This window comes from Brachybacterium sp. Z12, assembly GCF_014400405.1.
In the GTDB taxonomy this organism is placed as follows: domain Bacteria; phylum Actinomycetota; class Actinomycetes; order Actinomycetales; family Dermabacteraceae; genus Brachybacterium.
Genome location: NZ_CP060496.1, coordinates 344,352 through 360,898, shown reverse-complemented (window position 1 = coordinate 360,898; position 16,547 = coordinate 344,352). Strand labels below are relative to the sequence as shown.

Genomic DNA, 16,547 nt, shown 5'->3' with positions numbered 1-16,547 from the left:
ACGTTAGACCCGCTAGCCCCGCTGCGCATCACTGAGAGCCCTGGTCAGGCCCGAACATGGCCGCGAGGAGGGGTCACCATCAACATTCGTCGCGGTGAGGTCATCCGCACGGCCGACGGCGGTCGAACGAGCCGAGGCGCCGGCGTCCGCAGCGCGGCGGCTCAGCGGAACAGCCGCCCGAGCAGCGCCCGCTTCGCCCCGCGGTACGGCGGGGTGACCAGTCGCAGCGTGTCGGGGCGCAGCGGCTTCTTCACGACGGGCTTGGCATGGGTGAACACCTCGAGGCTCGCGCGGCCGTGGTATTTCCCCATGCCGGACTCCCCCACGCCGCCGAAGGGCATGGTCTGGGAGCCGAGGTGGGCGAGCGTGTGGCCGAGAGCGAGGGAGCCCGAGGAGGTCTCGGCCGTGAACCGCTCCTCGATCTCGGGGCGGGGACTGAACACGTAGGCGGTCAACGGCTTCTCGCCCCCATTGATGCGGGTGATCGCCTCGTCGGGCCCGTCCACGGCGAGCAGCGGGAGCACGGGGCCGAAGATCTCCTCCCCCATCACCGGATCGTCCCAGTCCACGCCGTCGAGGATCGTCGGCGGGAGGTAGCGATTGGCCCGATCGGCTGCGGAGGTGCCGCCGATGACGGCTTTGTCGTCGTCGATCAGGGCCAGCACGCGGTCGAAGTGCTTCTGGTTCACCATCCGGCCGTAGTCGCGGCTGCGCTGGGGAGTGCGCCCGTACATCGAGGTGACGGCGTCCTTCAGATGGGGCACGAGGGCGTCGAGGGTGGAGCGTTCGGCCATGAGGTAGTCGGGGGCGACGCAGGTCTGCCCGGCATTGGCGAACTTCCCCACACGATGCGGCGGGCGGTGGTGGCGAGGTCGATGCCCGCGTCGACGAAGACCGGAGACTTCCCGCCGAGCTCGAGCACGGTGGGGGTGAGGTGCTCGGCGGCGGCGCGTGCGACGATCCGTCCGACGGTCCCGTTGCCGGTGTAGAAGATCAGGTCGAAGCGCTGTTCGAGCAGGAGCGTGGTCTCCTCGACCGCGCCTTCGACGGCTCTCACCCAGGCCGGGTCGAGGTGGGTGCGCACCAGGTGCGCGAGGGCGGCGGAGGTGGCGGGGGCGACCTCGCTGGGCTTCAGCAGTGCGGTGTTCCCGCCGGCGATCGCGCCGATCAGCGGAGCGAGCGCGAGGTTCACGGGGTAGTTCCACGGGGAGATGATCAGCGTGGTCCCGAGAGGCTCGCGGCGGATCTGCCCGCTGGAGGGCGCGAGCAGCAGCCCTGGGCCGAAGCGCTCCGGTCGCAGCCAGGCGCGGAGGTTCTTCCGCAGGTGCGCGATCTCCTGGGTGACGACGCCCAGCTCAGTGATCAGCGATTCGGTGCGGGACTTGCCGAGGTCGAGCTCCAGGGCCTTCAGCAGCCGGGGACGCTCGGTACGGAGGCCGCGGGCGAGGGCATCGAGCTGGGCGATCCGCGCCTCGAGCGGCCGGGTGGTGCCCGCGTCGAAGGAGTCCCGCAGCGCGGCGACGTCGGCGAGGATCTCGCCTCGCCGGACGGCGTCGAGGGCGGACGGAGCGGCCTGGTGCGCGTCGGTGGACATGGCTCCAGGGTAGGGCCGACGGGTCGCGGTGCGCCGTGGGCGAACGACTGGTCTGCCCCCGCTCCGACGGGCGTCGATGCCCGACAATGGAGGCTGACGCCGTCCCGAAGGCCGGGCCGACGCGAGGAGGCTCCCCGAATGGCTGTGCTGCTGTCGGCACCGATCCTGCTGTCGATCACCCTGCTGATCTCCGGGCTCGCGAAGCTCGGTGCTCGCGAGGGGACGCAGGACGCGATGCGCTCGCTGCGCCTTCCGCTGCCGACGACGCACGCCTCGGTCGCCTCGGTGCTACCGGTGATGGAGATCTTCCTGGCGCTCGCGCTGTGGATTCCTGTGCCTCCCCTGCAGGTGCTGCTGGCAGGTCTGGTGACAGCTCTGATGTTCACCTATCTGGTGATCATCGCGCGGGCGCTGACGTTCGAGGAGCAGGTGCACTGCTCCTGCTTCTTCGGCACCCTCGCCTCCCCCACCGTCTCCCGCACCACGCTGGTGCGGAACGTGATCCTCAACGTGCTGGGCCTGCTGACCGTGGTCGCGGCCGCGAGCGGCGCGATGACCACCTTCTTGGTGCAGGCGCCGTTGGGGCTGATCGGGCTCGGGCTCGCACTGCTGACCGCGATCGCGCTTACCGCCGCCACGATCGGCGGCAGCGTCGCCGAGGCCGATGCCGACGCCGCGACCGCTGCCTCCACTGCCGCGGCCGACGTGGACGAGGACGAGCTGCTGGACTACGAGCGCTCCCCGATCCCGGCGGCGGTCCTGCAGCAGCCGGACGGCCGCCTGATCACCCTCACTCAGCTCACCGCGCAGCGCGCGGCACTGCTGGTGTTCGTCACCGAGGGCTGCGGTCCGTGCGAGCGGGTGTTGGACCACGCCGAGGAGTGGATCGGCGAGCTGGAGCATACGCTGCAGGTGCGGTTCGTGTTCCCCCGCCCCCTAGACCAGCTGCGCGAACGGACGACGGACCGCGTCGAGGGCCACGCCCTGCACGACCTGCAGTTCACCGCCCGGACCACGCTCGGCGGCACGAGTGCGCCGAGCGCGGTGCTGCTGGGGGCCGACGGTCAGCTCGCCGGCGGCCCCGTCAACGGCGGCAGCGCCGTGATCGAGTTCGTGCAGGAGATCAGGGAGCAGCTGGCGGAGGCGGGCGTCAGCGGCGAGCAGGACGCGACCGAGTGAGTGGCGGGACTCCCGCGGAGCGGTCCGGCGGTTCTCGCCTGCTCTTCGTGGACTGGGCGCGCGGCGCTGCCTATGTCTTGATGGTCATCGCGCATGTCGCACCCGGCGACGGTCCTGCGCGCGTCCTGCTGGTCAGCGAGTTCCTCACCGCTCCCCTGTTCGCACTGCTGATCGGAGTGGGCGCTCAACTGAGCTGGTCCACCTCAGGGGAGCACGGGTGGCGGTACGTGCTGCGGGAGGCGGTGCGGGCGGTGCTGGTCATCGCGCTCGGATTGCTGCTCATGCGGTCTGCGGCGAGCGTTCTGATTGTGCTCGTGCATCTCGGAGTGCTGATGTTGCTGTGCCTTCCGCTGGTGCGGCTACGCACGAACGTGCTGGTTGGCGCCGCCATCCTCGCCCTCGTCCTGGCTGTTGCGGTGCCGAGTCTCTATCGCGGTCTCATCGTCGGTCACGGAGCGGCGACAACCGCCTCGGAGCCGAACGTGTTCGTGACGGCGCTGGGCCTGATCGGCGGCACCGGCGGCTACCGGATGACGGGCTTCCTGCTGTGCGCGATCCTCGGGATGCTCACGATCCGGGTTCTGCGGAACATGTCGGCGGCGGAGTGGTGGCGCGGAGCCCTCGCGAGCGCCGCCGCCTTCGCGGTGATGCTGGCGCTGTTGGTCGTCCCGAACCTGCTGGGCCTGTACGAAGTGCACGCGTACGACGGCACTCCATCGGAGCAGATCGGCGTGGCGACTGGGGCGCTCGGCATACTGCTGACGATGTGGACGCTGCAGGCGAGCCCCCTCGGACGCGCGCTGCCGTCACGCGTCGCGCAGCTGCTCGCCGCACCGGGTCAGGCGGCCCTCACGCTGTACGCCCTGCAGATCCTCGTGCTCCACGTCTACCAGGTGAACAATCCGCTGATCCGTGACGACCACTGGTGGATGCTCGCATTGCTCGTCGTGCTTGGCGTGGGCTTCGCGATGGCGTGGCAGACGGTGCTCACACCGCTCACGCATCGGGTTACGGCGGCCAAGAGTTGGGTGCGCGGCCCGCTCGAGGGGCTGTCTCGCGGAGCCGAAGACCTGCTTGTGCCCCGGCCTCGGCGGGACGCCGCGATAGAGGCACCGACAATGAGTGAGGGCTCGCGCACACGGTGACGGCGAGCGTGCCGTGACCGAGTTCGTGCAGGAGATCCGGGAGCAACTGGCAGAGGCGCAGACCTACGGGGAGCTGCCGCCCGGCAGTGGAGTGTGGAGAGGAAGGAGCCCGTCGCGCCATGGCACGACGGGCTCCTTCACAGTCCAGTGCTGATCAGCGAGGGGCGAGCTTCCGGACGGCATCCTGCTCGCGGCCCTCGACTCAGCCTCTGCGGGCGCGGTTCTCCCCGACCGACCCTCGCCCGAGGGAGAGGTTCAGCAAGTCTGCCAGTCCGAGAATCTCAAGGTGGAGCGCCGCGACGTCATAGCGGCCCGACTCGAAGTTCGTGCTGGCATAGGCGGACGGGACGGTGCCACCCGACGAGTTCTGTGCATTCACAGTGATGGCCAGCACCCCGGAAAGAAGGTCCAGGAGAGATGCGAGGAGGTCGCTCACCGGAGTGAGCACGGTCTGCACTGCGCCCTCCGGCCCGAGCAGCCCGTCGAGGGCCCCTTCAACCAGCGAGCCGATCCCACCAAGAAGCGGATTCAGAATCGGGCCGAGAGGAAGCCCGATGAGTCGCACGTCCGCAGTCCCCTCGAGAATGCTGCGCAGCGAAGCGTCGATCTCCAGGGGGTATCGACCACTGATGGGCGCGCGAAGCCCACCTCGGACGCTCACCTGCAGGATGTCCTTCACTCGCTCGAGCAGCGCCTTGCGGATATCGTCTACAAGCTGAACCGCGGCCTCGGCCGGCGCGCGCCCCCTCGATGAGCAGACGGCTGTTGGGAGCGAGATCGTTGAGCCAGGGCGAAACACCGCCACCATAGGCCTCCCCGAGCAGTGCTCCTAGATCGATGGTGACGGGTGACCCCTGCGCCGGATCGCCGCTCAGATTCAACTGGACGGCGGGGTTGAGAGCTTCCGGATTCACCTCGCTCGGCCCCTCGGGCAGAGGAGTCCCGGTGATCTCGCCGGGGTTGAGCGACGCCGTGAGTGACAGGGTGTTACTCCCGAGCAGGGAGAGCAGAGGACCCAGCGCAGGGATTGCCTCAAGACCCTCATAGATCTGATCGGTGCTCAGCGTGATCGTCCCGAGCGACGTGTTGACGAAGTCGAGGAGCCCGCTGGTAGCCGTGGAGTCGACGACGAGAAGCTTCAGATACGCGAGGTTGTACTCGCGGGTGACGTCTTCCTCTCCCGGGTCTTCGCAGCCCGAGTCCATGCTCGCCCTGCCTGCCACGGCTCCGATGTCGAGATCGAGTCCGGCGAGAGTGGAGACAAAGTCGGTGACTCCGGGCGACTCGGTCAGCTCGAGCAGCAGGGACTTGAGATTGATGGTGCCGAGGGACGGCGGATTCGGCGCCTGCTCGTCGAAGGTGACCATCCCGCTGGCCCGATCAACAGCCCCTGCTCCTCCGACCTCGGCTGTGCCATCTCCTCCGAACGCGGCATGGGCAAAGGCGTACTCGTTGAGGATGCCCGCCTCCTGGCCGGTGGTGAGGTCGAGCAGCTCCGAGACGACTCCGGTGAGTCCACCGAGGTTCAGCTGGATGGCACTCAGCAGGCCGACATCGAGCTGCCCCGCATCGAGCGCCTGCGTCGCGGTGCCCCCTCCGGTCGGCGGATCGGAGGCAACCGCATGTGCGCCGCCGACCTCGGCGAGAGCATCGAGGTCGGCCCCTCCGATCATTCCGCTCAGGATCCTCGCTCGGGACTGTGCATCGAAGAGCGTCCCCGCAGGCATGCAGTTCAGCGGTGACGCCGCCATCGCCGGCGCGCTGAGCGAGAACGCGGCGACGGGGGTCGCCCAGGCCGCGCCCTTGACGAGGGTGCGGCGGGTGAAGGCGGAGTGTCCGGCCTCGGCGGGGCGGACACGGGAGGGTGCGGTCACGGAAACCTCTTTTCGGGCACAGGCGTCCCGGCGCCTCACCTCACGAGTGGCCGGGTCGCGTCGAGTGGACGACGGGGACGCTTCGCTCCGGGCGCACCAGCTGGCACCTTCCGAGGGAGGCGCTCTCAGGCGGACAGGTGCGACGGCGGACCGTCACGCCCCCGATATTGTCATGCCCTCGGCGAATAGAAAGGAGGGCGGTCACGATTCTTCGCCTCCGACACCTTTCCGTGACCGTACCGCCGAGTAAGTTTTTCGCGTCGCGACTTTTATCTGGATATTTCCGACAAGTCTCCTGTGGCGTCTAGTCTGTGCGCATGAGCTCTCCCGCCCCCGGACGCCGCCCGGAGCCGCAGCCGCCCTCGGTCCTGTTCGTGTGCACCGGCAACGTCTGCCGCTCCCCTTTCGCCGAGCATCTCCTGCGTGATCGACTGCCTGGCAATCGCGCCGCGAGCAGGGGCATCTTCGCCCTGGAGGGCATGGCGATGGAGTCGCAGATGGCGGGCGAGCTCTCGGCGCGCGGGGTCGACCCGCAGGGCTTTCGCGCCCGTCAGGTATCCGCCGCGGACCTCGGGGCGGATCTGATCCTGACGATGTCGCGTCGACAGCGCGCCTACCTCCTGGATGAATTCCCTGCCGCAGCTCGGCGCATTGGACATATGGGACATGTTCCAGAGCTCGTTCGGATGGCGTCGGAGAATCCGGATTCTTCGCTGAAGGAAATCATCTCCGCGTGGACGCGCCGCGCGATTCCCGCGGGCCTCGACGTCCCCGATCCCTACGGCAAGGACGCGGCGCAGGCGGCGCGGACGGCCGCATTGCTGACCGAACGGGTGGAGCAGCTGGTGCCGGTGCTGCGCCGGGGCATCCTCGCCCCCTGATCAGCCCTGGCGGGCCCAGCCGTGACCCACGAGCTCCGTGACCGCGCCGCGGACCAGGGCCGCGCTCTCGGGATGCTCCCGATCTCCTCGACCACCAGTTGCTCGAGCTGGTCGAAAGTGAGGGGGCCCGCGTCGGCGAGCAGGTCCCAGACCAGTCCCGCGAGGCCCGGCAGGTGGATCGCGCCGTGCTGGCCGAGCACGAACAGCCCGGACTCGACGGCGAGCGCCTGGCGGAACGGAGCGGCTGCGATCGTGCCGGGCGCCGGCGCCGTGTCCTCCCGGCATCCGCGTCTCCGGGACGCGGCTCGATCTCGACCGTCTCGACGTGCTCGGGCGGCGGCAGGCGGCGCAGCAGCTCCTCGAGCTCGGCGGCTTCCCGGTAGCGCACCTCCAGAGCGCCGCCCACGGAGTCCAGCAGGGCGGCGAGCGCAGCAAGGCCGCCGGGCACCTCCCACAGCGAGGAGGTCTGCGGCACGATCCGGGTCAGCGCCTCGGACAGCGACACCCGCGTCACCGAGGCCCCCTCCCCCGCCTCGTCCTCGTCCCGGATCCGCTCGAGCAGCAGCACCATCGCCGGCGCCGGGGCGGCCACCTCATCGGCGGCGCGCAGGCCCAGGCCCGGCAAGGCGAGATCCCGCTTCGCGCCGAGCTCCGGGTCGTGCTTGGAGACGGGCTTGGGATACGGGGTGAGCGTGAAGCTGCCGGGTGTGATGATCGTCAGCTCGTCGGTGAGATAGGCGCCGTCCCGTCCGAGCAGGGAGGAGGCGGTGGACTTCCCGGCCCCGGACGCGCCGACGAGCACGAGGGTGCCGAGCTCGGGGTGGGCGACGGCGCCGGCGTGGAGCAGCAGGCGGGTGCCGATCAGTCGGCGGATCACCTCGCGGGTGAGGTGGCCGGAGATGGTGTAGCTCGCCTCGGGCCGCGCCTGCAGCGGGACGGTCCCGGCGGGGAGGTCGCCGCCGGCGAGCGCGTAGTCGAGGCGGATCTGCGGCGTCGCACCGTCGTCGTCGGCCGAAAGCAGGTGGGACCACAGGGTGTCGATCTCCTCGGCCACGGTCTCCAGGCCGGGCCCGAAGGTGAGCAGCACGCTGTGGCCGGCGACCTCGAGCCGGGTCGCGGTGGCGAGGTCGGCGGTCACGCGGCGTCACCGTCGATCGTCTCGAGGATCCCGCCCGTATCGAGCTCGGCGAGGAAGCTGGTGATGATCTGCTCGGCGTCCTCGGGCACGTCCTCGACCTCCTGCCGCAGCCGGTCTGCGAGCTCGGCGGGACTCGCCGCGCGGTCCGGCGTCTCGGCGAGCAGCTCGAGCACGAGGGCGCCCACGCCCTGGATGCGGGTGATCGGGCCGTGGGGCAGCGCCCCCACCCACAGGTCCTCCCCGTCCCAGTCGCTGACCAGAGGGCGCAGCCGGTAGCGGGTCACGGGACGCTCGCCTGGACGAAGCGGCCGGAGCCGCCGGCGTAGAGCTGACCGGCGGCGGCGGGCACGAACAGGGCCTTGCCGGCGGTGAGCACGTGGCGGCCCAGGTCGCTCTGCACCAGCACCTCGCCCTCGAGGCCGAGGAGGGTGCGGGGTCCGCCGCCGGGGACGCGGTGGCGGGTGCGGAAGGTGCCGGGCGGATCCGTGAGCGTGGTGAGCGACAGCTCGAAGTCGTCGACGGGCGCGTAGTAGGCGACCGACGTCGCGTTCTGCCGCTCCGGCGCGACGCGCAGCGGCGGCGCGGCCTGCACGCTCACGCACTGCAGCATCTCGTCGGCGTCGACCTTCTTGGGGGTCAGCCCGGCGCGCAGCACGTTGTCGCTGGCGGCCATGATCTCCAGGCCCACGCCGTGCAGGTAGGCGTGCAGGGTGCCGGCGGGCACGAACATCGCCTCGCCGGGGCGGAGGGTGACAGGGTTCAGCAGCAGCGCGGCGACCACCCCGGGATCGCCCGGGTGGTGCTCGGCCAGCAGCGCGACGATCTGGTCGATGCGCGGGGAGGGCGAGCGGCCGGAGTCGGCACGAGCCCGGCAGGCCTCGACGACCTGCTGGACCGCCTCGGGGTCGGGGCGCATCGCAGAGGAGACCAGGGTGCGGAACGCGGCGCGCATGCCGTGGGCGGTGGGACTGCGGGTGAGGAGGGTGTGGAGCCGATCGGTGAGGTCGGTCCCCAGCCCCTCCAGGAGCGCGGCGGCGCGGCGCGGGGTGCGGAACCCGCACAGCGCGGTGAACCGGGTCAGCGCGATCAGCATCTCGGGCTTGTGGTTGTCGTCGCGGTAGTTGCGCAGCGGCGACTCGAGCGGGAGCCCGGCCGCGGTCTCCGCGGCGAAGGACTCCTGGGCGTGCTCGCGATCGGGGTGGACCTGCAGGGACAGCGGCTTCTCCGGCGCGATGACCTTCAGCAGATAGGGCAGGCGGGCGCCGAAGGCGCGCTCCACGCCGTCGCCGAGCATGCGGCGCGGGTCCGCGGCGATCGCGGCGTCGAGGCCGGCCCCGGCGTCCTGTCCGGTGACGAGGGTGGAGGGCGCCAGCGGGTGCGCCCCGTACCAGGCCTCGGCCCAGGGGCGCCGTCGGCGGGACGACCCAGGAACTCGGGGATCGCGGTGGTCGATCCCCAGTCGTAGTGCTGGACGCGGCTATCGAGCTCCCACATGTCCGCTCCCCCTCCCCTTCTCGTCCCTGCGTTCTTCTGCGCTCATGACGAGCGTCCTTTCGCCCGCGGGCGCTGCTGCCGGTCCCGCGGCCAGGGGCCGGCGGCTCCTACACTTGCCCCCATGACATCCCCCGTGCAGGTGCCGGTCCCGGTGCGTCTGCGCATGGCCCATGGCTGCCTCGACCATATTGCCCGAAATGCGGGTGTGAGGATCTTGCATCTCAAGGGCGAGGCGCTGCATCCGCTGCTGGCCGAGGGCCGCGCCGGCTCCTCGGACTGCGACGTGCTGGTGGACCCGGCGCAGGTCGCGCCGCTGGTGGCCGCGCTCGAGGCCGACGGCTGGGAGCAGGTGACCACCTTCGAGCACGGCAGCGTGTTCGCGCATGCGGCGGCGTTCCACCACCGCGTGTGGGGAACGGCCGATCTGCACCGCGCCTTCCCGGGTCTGGACCGGGATGCGGCGGCGACCTTCGAGCAGCTGTGGACGCGCCGGGAGAGCGTGGATCTCGGCGGCGCTGCGTGCGCGGTCCCGGATCTCACCGCGCAGAGGCTGGTGCTGCTGGTGCACGCCGCCCGCGATGCGAGCGGCCGCTCCCGTCATGACGTGCGCGTGGCCTGGACCGAGGTGGACGAGGCGGAGCGGTCGCGGATCGAGGGTCTCGCCGCCGAGCTCGGTGCCCAGGTGCCGCTCGCGCTCGCGATCGGTCGCCCGGAGACCGTGGAGGGCCTGCCCGGGGCGCGGGTGTGGCAGGCGGTGCACGACGGCGCCGCCCCGCGGGAGGTATGGCGGGCACGGCTGCGGGACGCCGAGGGACCGCTGGAGACGGTGCGGCTGCTGGTCGAGGCGCTGCAGGTCAATCGCGATCATCTGGGCCTCCGCCTGGGCCATGCCCCGTCTCGGCGCGAGGTGCGCCGGGAGTGGTGGGCGCGCTGGGGGCGCTTCCTGCGCCGCTGAGCCCCGGCTGACGGGCCGGCGCGTCGGCTGGCTGCTCCGTGCGGCAGTTCCGAGCGCGACTCCCGACGAGCCGTCGCACGAGCAGCCCGAGGCCGACGCCGAGCGCGGCCCCGGCGGTGTTGGCGAGGATGTCGACCAGGTCCTGCTCCCGCGTGCCGATCTCGCCCTGGTAGAGCTCGACCGCGATCGAGAGCCCCGCGCCGGCCGCCACCAACCACCAGGTGGGCACCAGCACGGCGAGCGCCGCGAAGAACGGCACGAACAGCGCCACGTTCGCGAGCGCCGCGAACATCTCCGGGGTGACCTGCTCACGCAGGCCCAAGGCACCGGTGACGGCGTACCAGATCCGCACGTTCAGACGGTTCACGGCCCAGCCGTCCGAGGTCAGCAGCAGCGCGCCCGCGCCGAGCGGGTAGAGCAGCAGCACGAGCGCGGCGAGGACGCTGAGGGGGCGGGGAAGGGCAGGGCCGGTGCGCTGCGCGGCCCCCGCCTCCGGGGCGAGCCGGGCCATCGTCAGTAGGCGCCCGAAGAGGCGAGCACGGCCTTGACCGTGCGCATGAGGATCTGGAGGTCCTGGGTGAAGGACCAGTTGTCGACGTAGTAGGTGTCCAGCCGCACCGTGTCCTCCCAGGAGAGGTCGCTGCGGCCCGAGACCTGCCACAGACCGGTGATGCCGGGGCGCACGTGCAGGCGCCGACGAGCGTCGTCGTCGTAGCGCTCCACCTCCCCGGGCAGTGCGGGACGGGGGCCGACGAGGCTCATGTCGCCGCGCAGCACGTTCCACAGCTGCGGCAGCTCGTCGAGGGAGAAGCGGCGCAGGAAGCGTCCGGGGGCGGTGATGCGGGGGTCGTTCCTCATCTTGAACATGACCGTGTTGCCGCGGTCCTGGACGGCGCGCTCGACCATCTCGACCTTCACGGCCTCAGCGTCGGTGATCATCGTGCGGAACTTCAGGAACTCGAAGTGCTTCCCGTCGCGCCCCACGCGCTGCTGGCGGAAGATCACCGGTCCTCCGTCGTGGGCGCGGATGCGCAGCGCGATCACGGCCAGCAGCGGGGAGATCACGACGAGGACGAGCGCGGCGACGACCACGTCGAACAGACGCTTGGTCCAGCGCAGGGCCTGGCGGGCGCGGGGAGATCCATGTGCACCAGCGGCAGGCCCGCGACGGGGCGCATCGTGACGCGGTCAGCGGATATCTCGGTGAGGGCGGGCACCACGATCACGCCGATCCTCTCGTGCTCGAGCTTCCAGGCGGTGCGGCGGAACTCCTCGGCGCTCGAGGTGGAGCCGGCGGTGAACAGGAGCATGTCCGGGTCGGCGGACTCAGCGATCGCCACCAGGTCACGCTCCGCGCCGAGCACGGGGATCCCGAGCCGCGAGGAGTCGGCGATGCCTCCCGGGGTCACGGCGCCCACGATGTCGTAGCCGAGCCACCGCTCCCGGTGCAGGATCGCGGCGATCGCGTCGACGTGGCCGACGGAGCCCACGGCGATCACCGACTGCCGGAAGACCCCCGCACGCGTGCGGTGGCGAGGCCGCGCCGGATCAGCACCCGATTCAGCAGCAGCAGCGGCGGACCCGCCGCGAAGAACGCGAGGAAGAAGGCGCGGGAGAGCTCGAGATCCAGCAGGTAGACGAGCGCGCCGATGACGCCGAAGGCAGCGCCGGAGGCGTGGAGCACGTTGCGGTAGAGCTGGGGGCCGGAGGTGAGCTGGCGCCGGTCGTACCCGCCGAGCACCGCGATCACGGCCAGCCAGCCCAGCGCCATGATCAGGGAGGCGCTGGCGACGTTCTCGCGAAGATCGCCGGCCGGCGGCAGGACGACCTGGCGGACGGCGAACGCGATGCCCACTGCCAGGGTGAGCGCGAGCACGTCCGCGAGGATCATGGCCGGGAGCGTCAGCAGGCGCAGGCGCGCCTCCGACGTGCGCTGGGTCCTCGTCGCGGCTCGACGGCGTGCCGCAGCGGTCCGCTCGGCGTCCAGCTCGGCCATGGTCCCCACTCCCAGGTCCCCGGAAACAGCGTTCAACAGCCCTCCACGGCTCATCGGCGACCACGGCCACCGTCTCACACCCTTCGCCGGACCGTTCGGCCCGACGCCCCGCCGCCTTGAGCGCCCGAAGGAGATAACGGGCGAAGCGACGCTTGGTTGCGACTGTAACGGTCGGTGGCGACAGTCGAGCACAGTTGTACAGAAACCGTGACCAGAGCCGCTGTGCCCACCCGGGCGGCCACCCCGAGAGCGAGAGGTAGGTCCGATGCGTGAGCGCGCGAGAGAGCTGGAGCGGCTGCCGCGTGGTGCTCGGCGTGAGCGTGCCGGTGACGTCGGCGAAGATCGCCTGGTTCGTGATGGACCTCTAGCTCATCGGGCCGGGGCCAGCTCAGAGAAGCGGCCATAGCGGGTGGCCAGTCCTCGCCACTGCTTCGCGAGAGCGAAGGAGCGCTCGACGACGTTGCGTCCCCTTGTAGGCGACCGCGTCGAACCCGGGCGGGCGCCCGCCCCGGGAGCCTCTGCGCTGGCGGGCAGCGATCTCGTCCCGCTTCTGCGTGATCCCGCGCCGGGCGAGGTGGCCGCGGTTGATCCTCGAGGTGTAGGCGCGATCGGCGAGGACCGCGTCGGGGCGAGTGCGGGGCCGGCCCGGGCCCACGCGAGGACCCCTCGGCCAGCACCTCGATCAGCATCGCGCCATCGTTGCGCTGCCCGCCCGTGACGACCACCGCCAGCGGACGCCCGTTCCCATCGACCACGGCATGAATCTTCGTCGTCAGCCCACCCCTTGACCGGCCAATGCCGTGACCCGCAGGTTCACGTGCGCCATAGCGGCGTCGCTTCCAGACCGTCTGCCACGGTCCGAAACGCTCTCGCGGGAGGTCCCGCCACAGGATCCCGGTGCGGTACCGGTAGACGATGCCCTCCACGATCTGGTGACTGTCCCGGAAAGGACGCCCCCGCCGACCATCGCTCGAGGGCAGGCACGGCGGGATCTGCTCCCACTGCCCATCCGACAGGACCGCGAAACTCGACTCACTCACCCCGACATCACCCCGCGAACCTCACCCACCATTGAGGAGACACGCCCTGGTCCAGCGGCAGGCGCCGACGGTTGCGCTTGGTCTCCCCGCACTGCTTCTCCGCAGCCAGCCAGCGCCGCTGCGAGCCGCGGGTCAGCTTCGTCGGCCGACGCGGCACGGGCGGCGCGACGGTCTCGCGCAGCATCTCCTCGAGCCGCTCCCGGCCGTGTTCACGCCCTGCCCGCCGGGTCCCGAGGCGTGCGAGAAGCGCTCGACGAGCTCGTCCCCGGGAACGACCAGTCCACGCGGCGCCCCGGGGCCGGGGGCGACGCGGAGATCGTGCAGGGAGGGCATGGGAGGAGTCTCCCAGGAGAGCCTCGATGTACGAGAGACTATCTTGCAAGATCACGCAAGGGCATCTGGCGTTCATGGGCGTCTGTGGCGGGAAAGTCGGCCCAGCTATGCCTGGCATGTGAAGTAGGCCACGAAACACTCGCAATCACCGGGATGCAAGTTCTTGCAGACGTTTGGGTGTTAGATAGGGTTGAAATCTTCCGAGGAGAGGGTCACCGTGGAAACTGCAGTTCGTCAGGAGGACACGCCGCCGAAGGCGTCCCGAGTCCCCGGCGCGGCGTGCTCGCCGCCGCCGCGTGGGCCGCCCCCACGCTCGCCGTCGCCACCGCGGCGCCGGCCATCGCCGCCAGCCCGCCCATCAATCCGCAGACCGATCTCCTCGTCGACGCCCTGGGCGGTGCCGAGGGCCGCTACTCGCCGAACAACCCTTACACGAACGGTGTCGTAGCACCGAACACCAACTTCCGTCGCATGTTCTCCGTGACGAACACGGGCGAAGGCGCATTCAACGGTTCGTTGCGCATCGACTTTACGATCCCGCGCATGTGGAACCAGGCTGGCGCGGGTAACACAGACGCGTTCAACAACTGGGGCACCGTCGATTGGAACACCGCCAATCTCGGCGGAGCATCTATCGGCGGCGTCACCTCGTGGACGGTTGGTCCGGATGCGCCGAGTTACACGCAGAACACCGGAGACTACGCGTGGACGGATGTCTGGCTTCGGAATGACCCAGCGCACTTCACCCTGACGAACGTGTCGCTTCCCCCGGCGGGACGATCCGCTTCGCTCCCAACGCGAACGTCCCGAACTCGTGGATCGGCGATCCCGGCGTGTACATCAACCCCGGCAACCCGAACCACATCTACTGGCGCTCGGAGGTCGACATCACAGCGACCACAACCGGCGGCGACAACCTGGGCACCTACCGCACGCCGGTCGGCAGCTGGACGAACGGCATCTGGTACTTCAACGGTGGCGGCCCCTACGCCTATGAAGACCCGGCAACGGGCATCTACCCGGGCTACGGCACGGCCTGACCCCTGCCCGGGCGCCCTCCCGCGGTGGGAGGATGCTCCGATGACCGCTACTCTCGTCGCCCACGGCCTCGCCGGCGGCTACGGCCACCGGATCCTGTTCGAGGGGATCGATCTGACCGTCGGCCCCGGTGACGTCCTCGGGATCGTCGGCGCCAACGGCGCCGGGTAAACGACCCTGCTGCGACTGCTCGCCGGGGCCGACGCCCCGTTCGCGGGCAGTCTCACGCTGAGCCCGTCGGACGCGTTCGTCGGCCATCTCCCGTAGGAGCATGAACGGATCGTCGGCGAGACCGTCGGCGCCTACATCGCCCGGTGCACGGGCTGCACGGCCGCGACCCGGGCGATGGACGAGGCCGCCGAGGCGCTCGCCGGTCCGGACGCAGGCGCGGCCGACGCCTATGCCGCCGCGCTACAGCACTGGCTCGCGAGCGGCGCCGCGGACCTCGAGGACCGGATCCCCGCGGTCCTCGCCGAGCTCGGCCTCGACATCCCGGGCACCGAGGTCGATGCGCTGGCGATGACCTCGCTGTCCGGCGGGCAGGCGGCGCGCGTCGGCCTCGCCGCGCTGCTGTTGTCCCGCTTCGACATCGTGCTGCTGGACGAGCCGACCAACGATCTCGACCTCGACGGCCTCGCCCGTCTCGAGGCGTTCGTGCAGGGGCTGCGGGGGCGGCGCCGTCGTCATCAGCCACGACCGCGAGTTCCTCTCCCGCTGCGTCACCGAGGTGCTCGAGCTCGACCTCGTCCAGCGCTCCCACCGGCTCTACGGCGGCGGCTACGACCCCTTCCTCGAGGAGCGCGCGACCACGCGGCGCCATGCCCGCGAGCAGTACGAGGAGTTCGCCGAGAAGAAGGCCGACCTCGTCGCCCGGGCCCGGACGCAGCGCGAATGGTCCAGCCAGGGCGTCCGCAACGCGATGCGGAAGAGCCCCGACAACGACAGGATCCGGCGCCGCGCGCAGAGCGAGTCCAGCGAGAAGCAGGCCCAGAAGGTGCGGCAGATGGAGTCCCGCATCGCCCGCCTCGAGGAGGTCGAGGAGCCCCGCAAGGAGTGGCAGCTGCAGTTCACGATCGGGGCCGCGCCCCGCTCCAGCAGCGTCGTCGCGACCCTCTCCGGCGCGGTCGTCCACCAGGGCGAGTTCACCCTCGGCCCCGTGACCCTGCAGGTCGACGGGGAGAGCGGATCGGCATCACCGGCCCCAACGGTGCCGGCAAGTCGACTCTGCTGCGGCTCCTGCTGGGCCGGATCCGGCCCGCCGAGGGCTCCGCCTCGCTCGGCGCCTCCGTCGCGATCGGCGAGATCGACCAGGCCCGGTCGCTGCTCGTGGGGGATCGCCCGCTCGCGGAGGCCTTCGGGGACCTCGTCCCCGAGCTGCCGCCGGCCGACGTGCGCACGCTGCTGGCGAAGTTCGCCCTCAAGGCGGATCACGTCGGCCGGCCCGCCGCCGAGCTGTCCCCGGGCGAGCGCACCCGCGCGGCCCTCGCGCTGCTGCGGGCCCGCGGCGTGAACGTCCTCGTCCTCGACGAGCCGACGAACCACCTCGACCTGCCCGCGATCGAGCAGCTGGAGCAGGCGCTCGAGAGCTACAAGGGCACGCTCCTGCTGGTCACCCACGACCGCCGGATGCTCGACGCCGTCCAGGTGGGCCGTCGCAGGCACATCGAGGTCGGGCGCGTCACCGAGGCCTGAGACGCCCGACGGGGCGGAACCGCGAGGGCGTGCGGATCTCCTGGAAGTCGATCACATCGGTGATGAACGCCCAGATCAGCACATTCAGCGTGGCGAGGCCCAGTTGCATGAAGGCGAAGCCGACCATGAACACGTGCGGGCTGTCGGTGTGGATGACGAACAGCAGGATGCCGGACACCAGGGCCAGG

The 16,547-nt window shown here is 70.8% G+C and carries 13 protein-coding genes and 6 pseudogenes; 6 read left to right on the top strand and 13 right to left on the bottom strand.

The features are described 5' to 3' along the window. Nucleotides 1-161: 161 nt before the first annotated feature. Nucleotides 162-1,594, bottom strand: a pseudogene (locus tag H3H54_RS01925) (aldehyde dehydrogenase family protein). A 138-nt stretch (nt 1,595-1,732) separates the two neighbouring features. On the opposite strand from H3H54_RS01925, the gene H3H54_RS01920 reads away from it, so the two are divergent. After that, the gene (locus tag H3H54_RS01920; protein WP_262425294.1) at nt 1,733-2,773 is read left to right on the top strand and encodes a MauE/DoxX family redox-associated membrane protein; all 1,041 of its coding nucleotides are present in this window, start codon (nt 1,733-1,735) and stop codon (nt 2,771-2,773) included. 47 nt (nt 2,774-2,820) lie between these two features. Beyond that, entirely contained in the window at nt 2,821-3,918 is a 1,098-nt protein-coding gene (locus H3H54_RS01915; RefSeq protein ID WP_262425293.1) for a hypothetical protein, read from the top strand. Nucleotides 3,919-4,120: 202 nt separating this feature from the next. On the opposite strand, the gene H3H54_RS01910 is transcribed toward H3H54_RS01915, so the two are convergent. Continuing rightward, on the bottom strand, nt 4,121-4,375 hold the full coding sequence (locus tag H3H54_RS01910; RefSeq protein ID WP_262425292.1) for a hypothetical protein: 255 nt from the start codon (nt 4,373-4,375) through the stop codon (nt 4,121-4,123). Nucleotides 4,376-4,412: 37 nt separating this feature from the next. Then, nucleotides 4,413-5,792 carry a choice-of-anchor G family protein gene (locus tag H3H54_RS01905; protein ID WP_262425291.1) on the bottom strand — a complete coding sequence of 460 codons (1,380 nt, stop codon included), beginning with the start codon at nt 5,790-5,792 and terminating at the stop codon, nt 4,413-4,415. A 317-nt stretch (nt 5,793-6,109) separates the two neighbouring features. Here H3H54_RS01905 and H3H54_RS19365 point away from each other — a divergent pair. Continuing rightward, nucleotides 6,110-6,433: pseudogene (locus H3H54_RS19365) on the top strand (hypothetical protein); the annotation flags it as partial. A gap of 82 nt (nt 6,434-6,515) precedes the next feature. Here H3H54_RS19365 and H3H54_RS18570 read toward each other — a convergent pair. From H3H54_RS18570 to manA, 3 genes and pseudogenes are all read right to left on the bottom strand, one after another. Further along, entirely contained in the window at nt 6,516-7,811 is a 1,296-nt protein-coding gene (locus H3H54_RS18570) for a hypothetical protein (protein WP_316249110.1), read from the bottom strand. After that, entirely contained in the window at nt 7,808-8,095 is a 288-nt protein-coding gene (locus H3H54_RS01895; RefSeq protein ID WP_262425289.1) for a PqqD family protein, read from the bottom strand. Before H3H54_RS01895 ends, H3H54_RS18570 begins: the two co-directional genes overlap by 4 nt. Next, nucleotides 8,092-9,305 (bottom strand): annotated as a pseudogene (manA, locus tag H3H54_RS01890) (mannose-6-phosphate isomerase, class I). Before manA ends, H3H54_RS01895 begins: the two are co-directional and overlap by 4 nt. A 121-nt stretch (nt 9,306-9,426) precedes the next feature. Here manA and H3H54_RS01885 point away from each other — a divergent pair. Continuing rightward, nucleotides 9,427-10,260, top strand: a complete 834-nt coding sequence (locus H3H54_RS01885) for a nucleotidyltransferase family protein (protein ID WP_262425288.1) — start codon at nt 9,427-9,429, stop codon at nt 10,258-10,260. Here H3H54_RS01885 and H3H54_RS01880 read toward each other — a convergent pair. The 6 genes and pseudogenes from H3H54_RS01880 to H3H54_RS01855 form a co-directional block, all read right to left on the bottom strand. After that, entirely contained in the window at nt 10,160-10,771 is a 612-nt protein-coding gene (locus tag H3H54_RS01880) for a VanZ family protein (RefSeq protein ID WP_262425287.1), read from the bottom strand. The genes H3H54_RS01885 and H3H54_RS01880 overlap by 101 nt on opposite strands. 2 nt (nt 10,772-10,773) lie before the next feature. After that, nucleotides 10,774-11,352: a sugar transferase gene (locus H3H54_RS01875; RefSeq protein WP_262425286.1), complete on the bottom strand. Its 579-nt coding sequence runs from the start codon at nt 11,350-11,352 to the stop codon at nt 10,774-10,776. After that, entirely contained in the window at nt 11,322-11,759 is a 438-nt protein-coding gene (locus tag H3H54_RS01870; protein ID WP_262425285.1) for a nucleoside-diphosphate sugar epimerase/dehydratase, read from the bottom strand. The genes H3H54_RS01875 and H3H54_RS01870 overlap by 31 nt, the downstream gene beginning before the upstream one ends. Then, entirely contained in the window at nt 11,756-12,292 is a 537-nt protein-coding gene (locus H3H54_RS01865; RefSeq protein WP_262425284.1) for a hypothetical protein, read from the bottom strand. Before H3H54_RS01865 ends, H3H54_RS01870 begins: the two co-directional genes overlap by 4 nt. A gap of 333 nt (nt 12,293-12,625) precedes the next feature. Then, nucleotides 12,626-13,296 (bottom strand): annotated as a pseudogene (locus H3H54_RS01860) (IS5 family transposase). Nucleotides 13,297-13,303: 7 nt separating this feature from the next. Further along, a pseudogene (locus H3H54_RS01855) lies at nt 13,304-13,629 on the bottom strand (hypothetical protein). A gap of 833 nt (nt 13,630-14,462) precedes the next feature. Between H3H54_RS01855 and H3H54_RS01850 the strand changes: the two are divergent. After that, nucleotides 14,463-14,669 carry a hypothetical protein gene (locus tag H3H54_RS01850; protein WP_262425283.1) on the top strand — a complete coding sequence of 69 codons (207 nt, stop codon included), beginning with the start codon at nt 14,463-14,465 and terminating at the stop codon, nt 14,667-14,669. A 40-nt stretch (nt 14,670-14,709) separates the two neighbouring features. Continuing rightward, nucleotides 14,710-16,359, top strand: a pseudogene (locus H3H54_RS01845) (ABC-F family ATP-binding cassette domain-containing protein). On the opposite strand, the gene H3H54_RS01840 reads toward H3H54_RS01845, so the two are convergent. After that, a complete protein-coding gene (locus tag H3H54_RS01840) occupies nt 16,346-16,540 on the bottom strand; it encodes an MFS transporter (protein ID WP_395963687.1) in 195 nt (64 codons plus the stop codon). The pseudogene H3H54_RS01845 and the gene H3H54_RS01840 overlap by 14 nt on opposite strands. Nucleotides 16,541-16,547 lie beyond the last annotated feature (7 nt).

What these genes read in the sequence shown, in the direction of transcription:
- H3H54_RS01920 (WP_262425294.1), top strand. Translation starts at nt 1,733, where the DNA reads ATGGCTGTGCTGCTGTCGGCACCGATCCTGCTGTCGATCACCCTGCTG.
- H3H54_RS01885 (WP_262425288.1), top strand. Translation starts at nt 9,427, where the DNA reads ATGACATCCCCCGTGCAGGTGCCGGTCCCGGTGCGTCTGCGCATGGCC.
- H3H54_RS01880 (WP_262425287.1), bottom strand. Translation starts at nt 10,771, where the DNA reads ATGGCCCGGCTCGCCCCGGAGGCGGGGGCCGCGCAGCGCACCGGCCCT.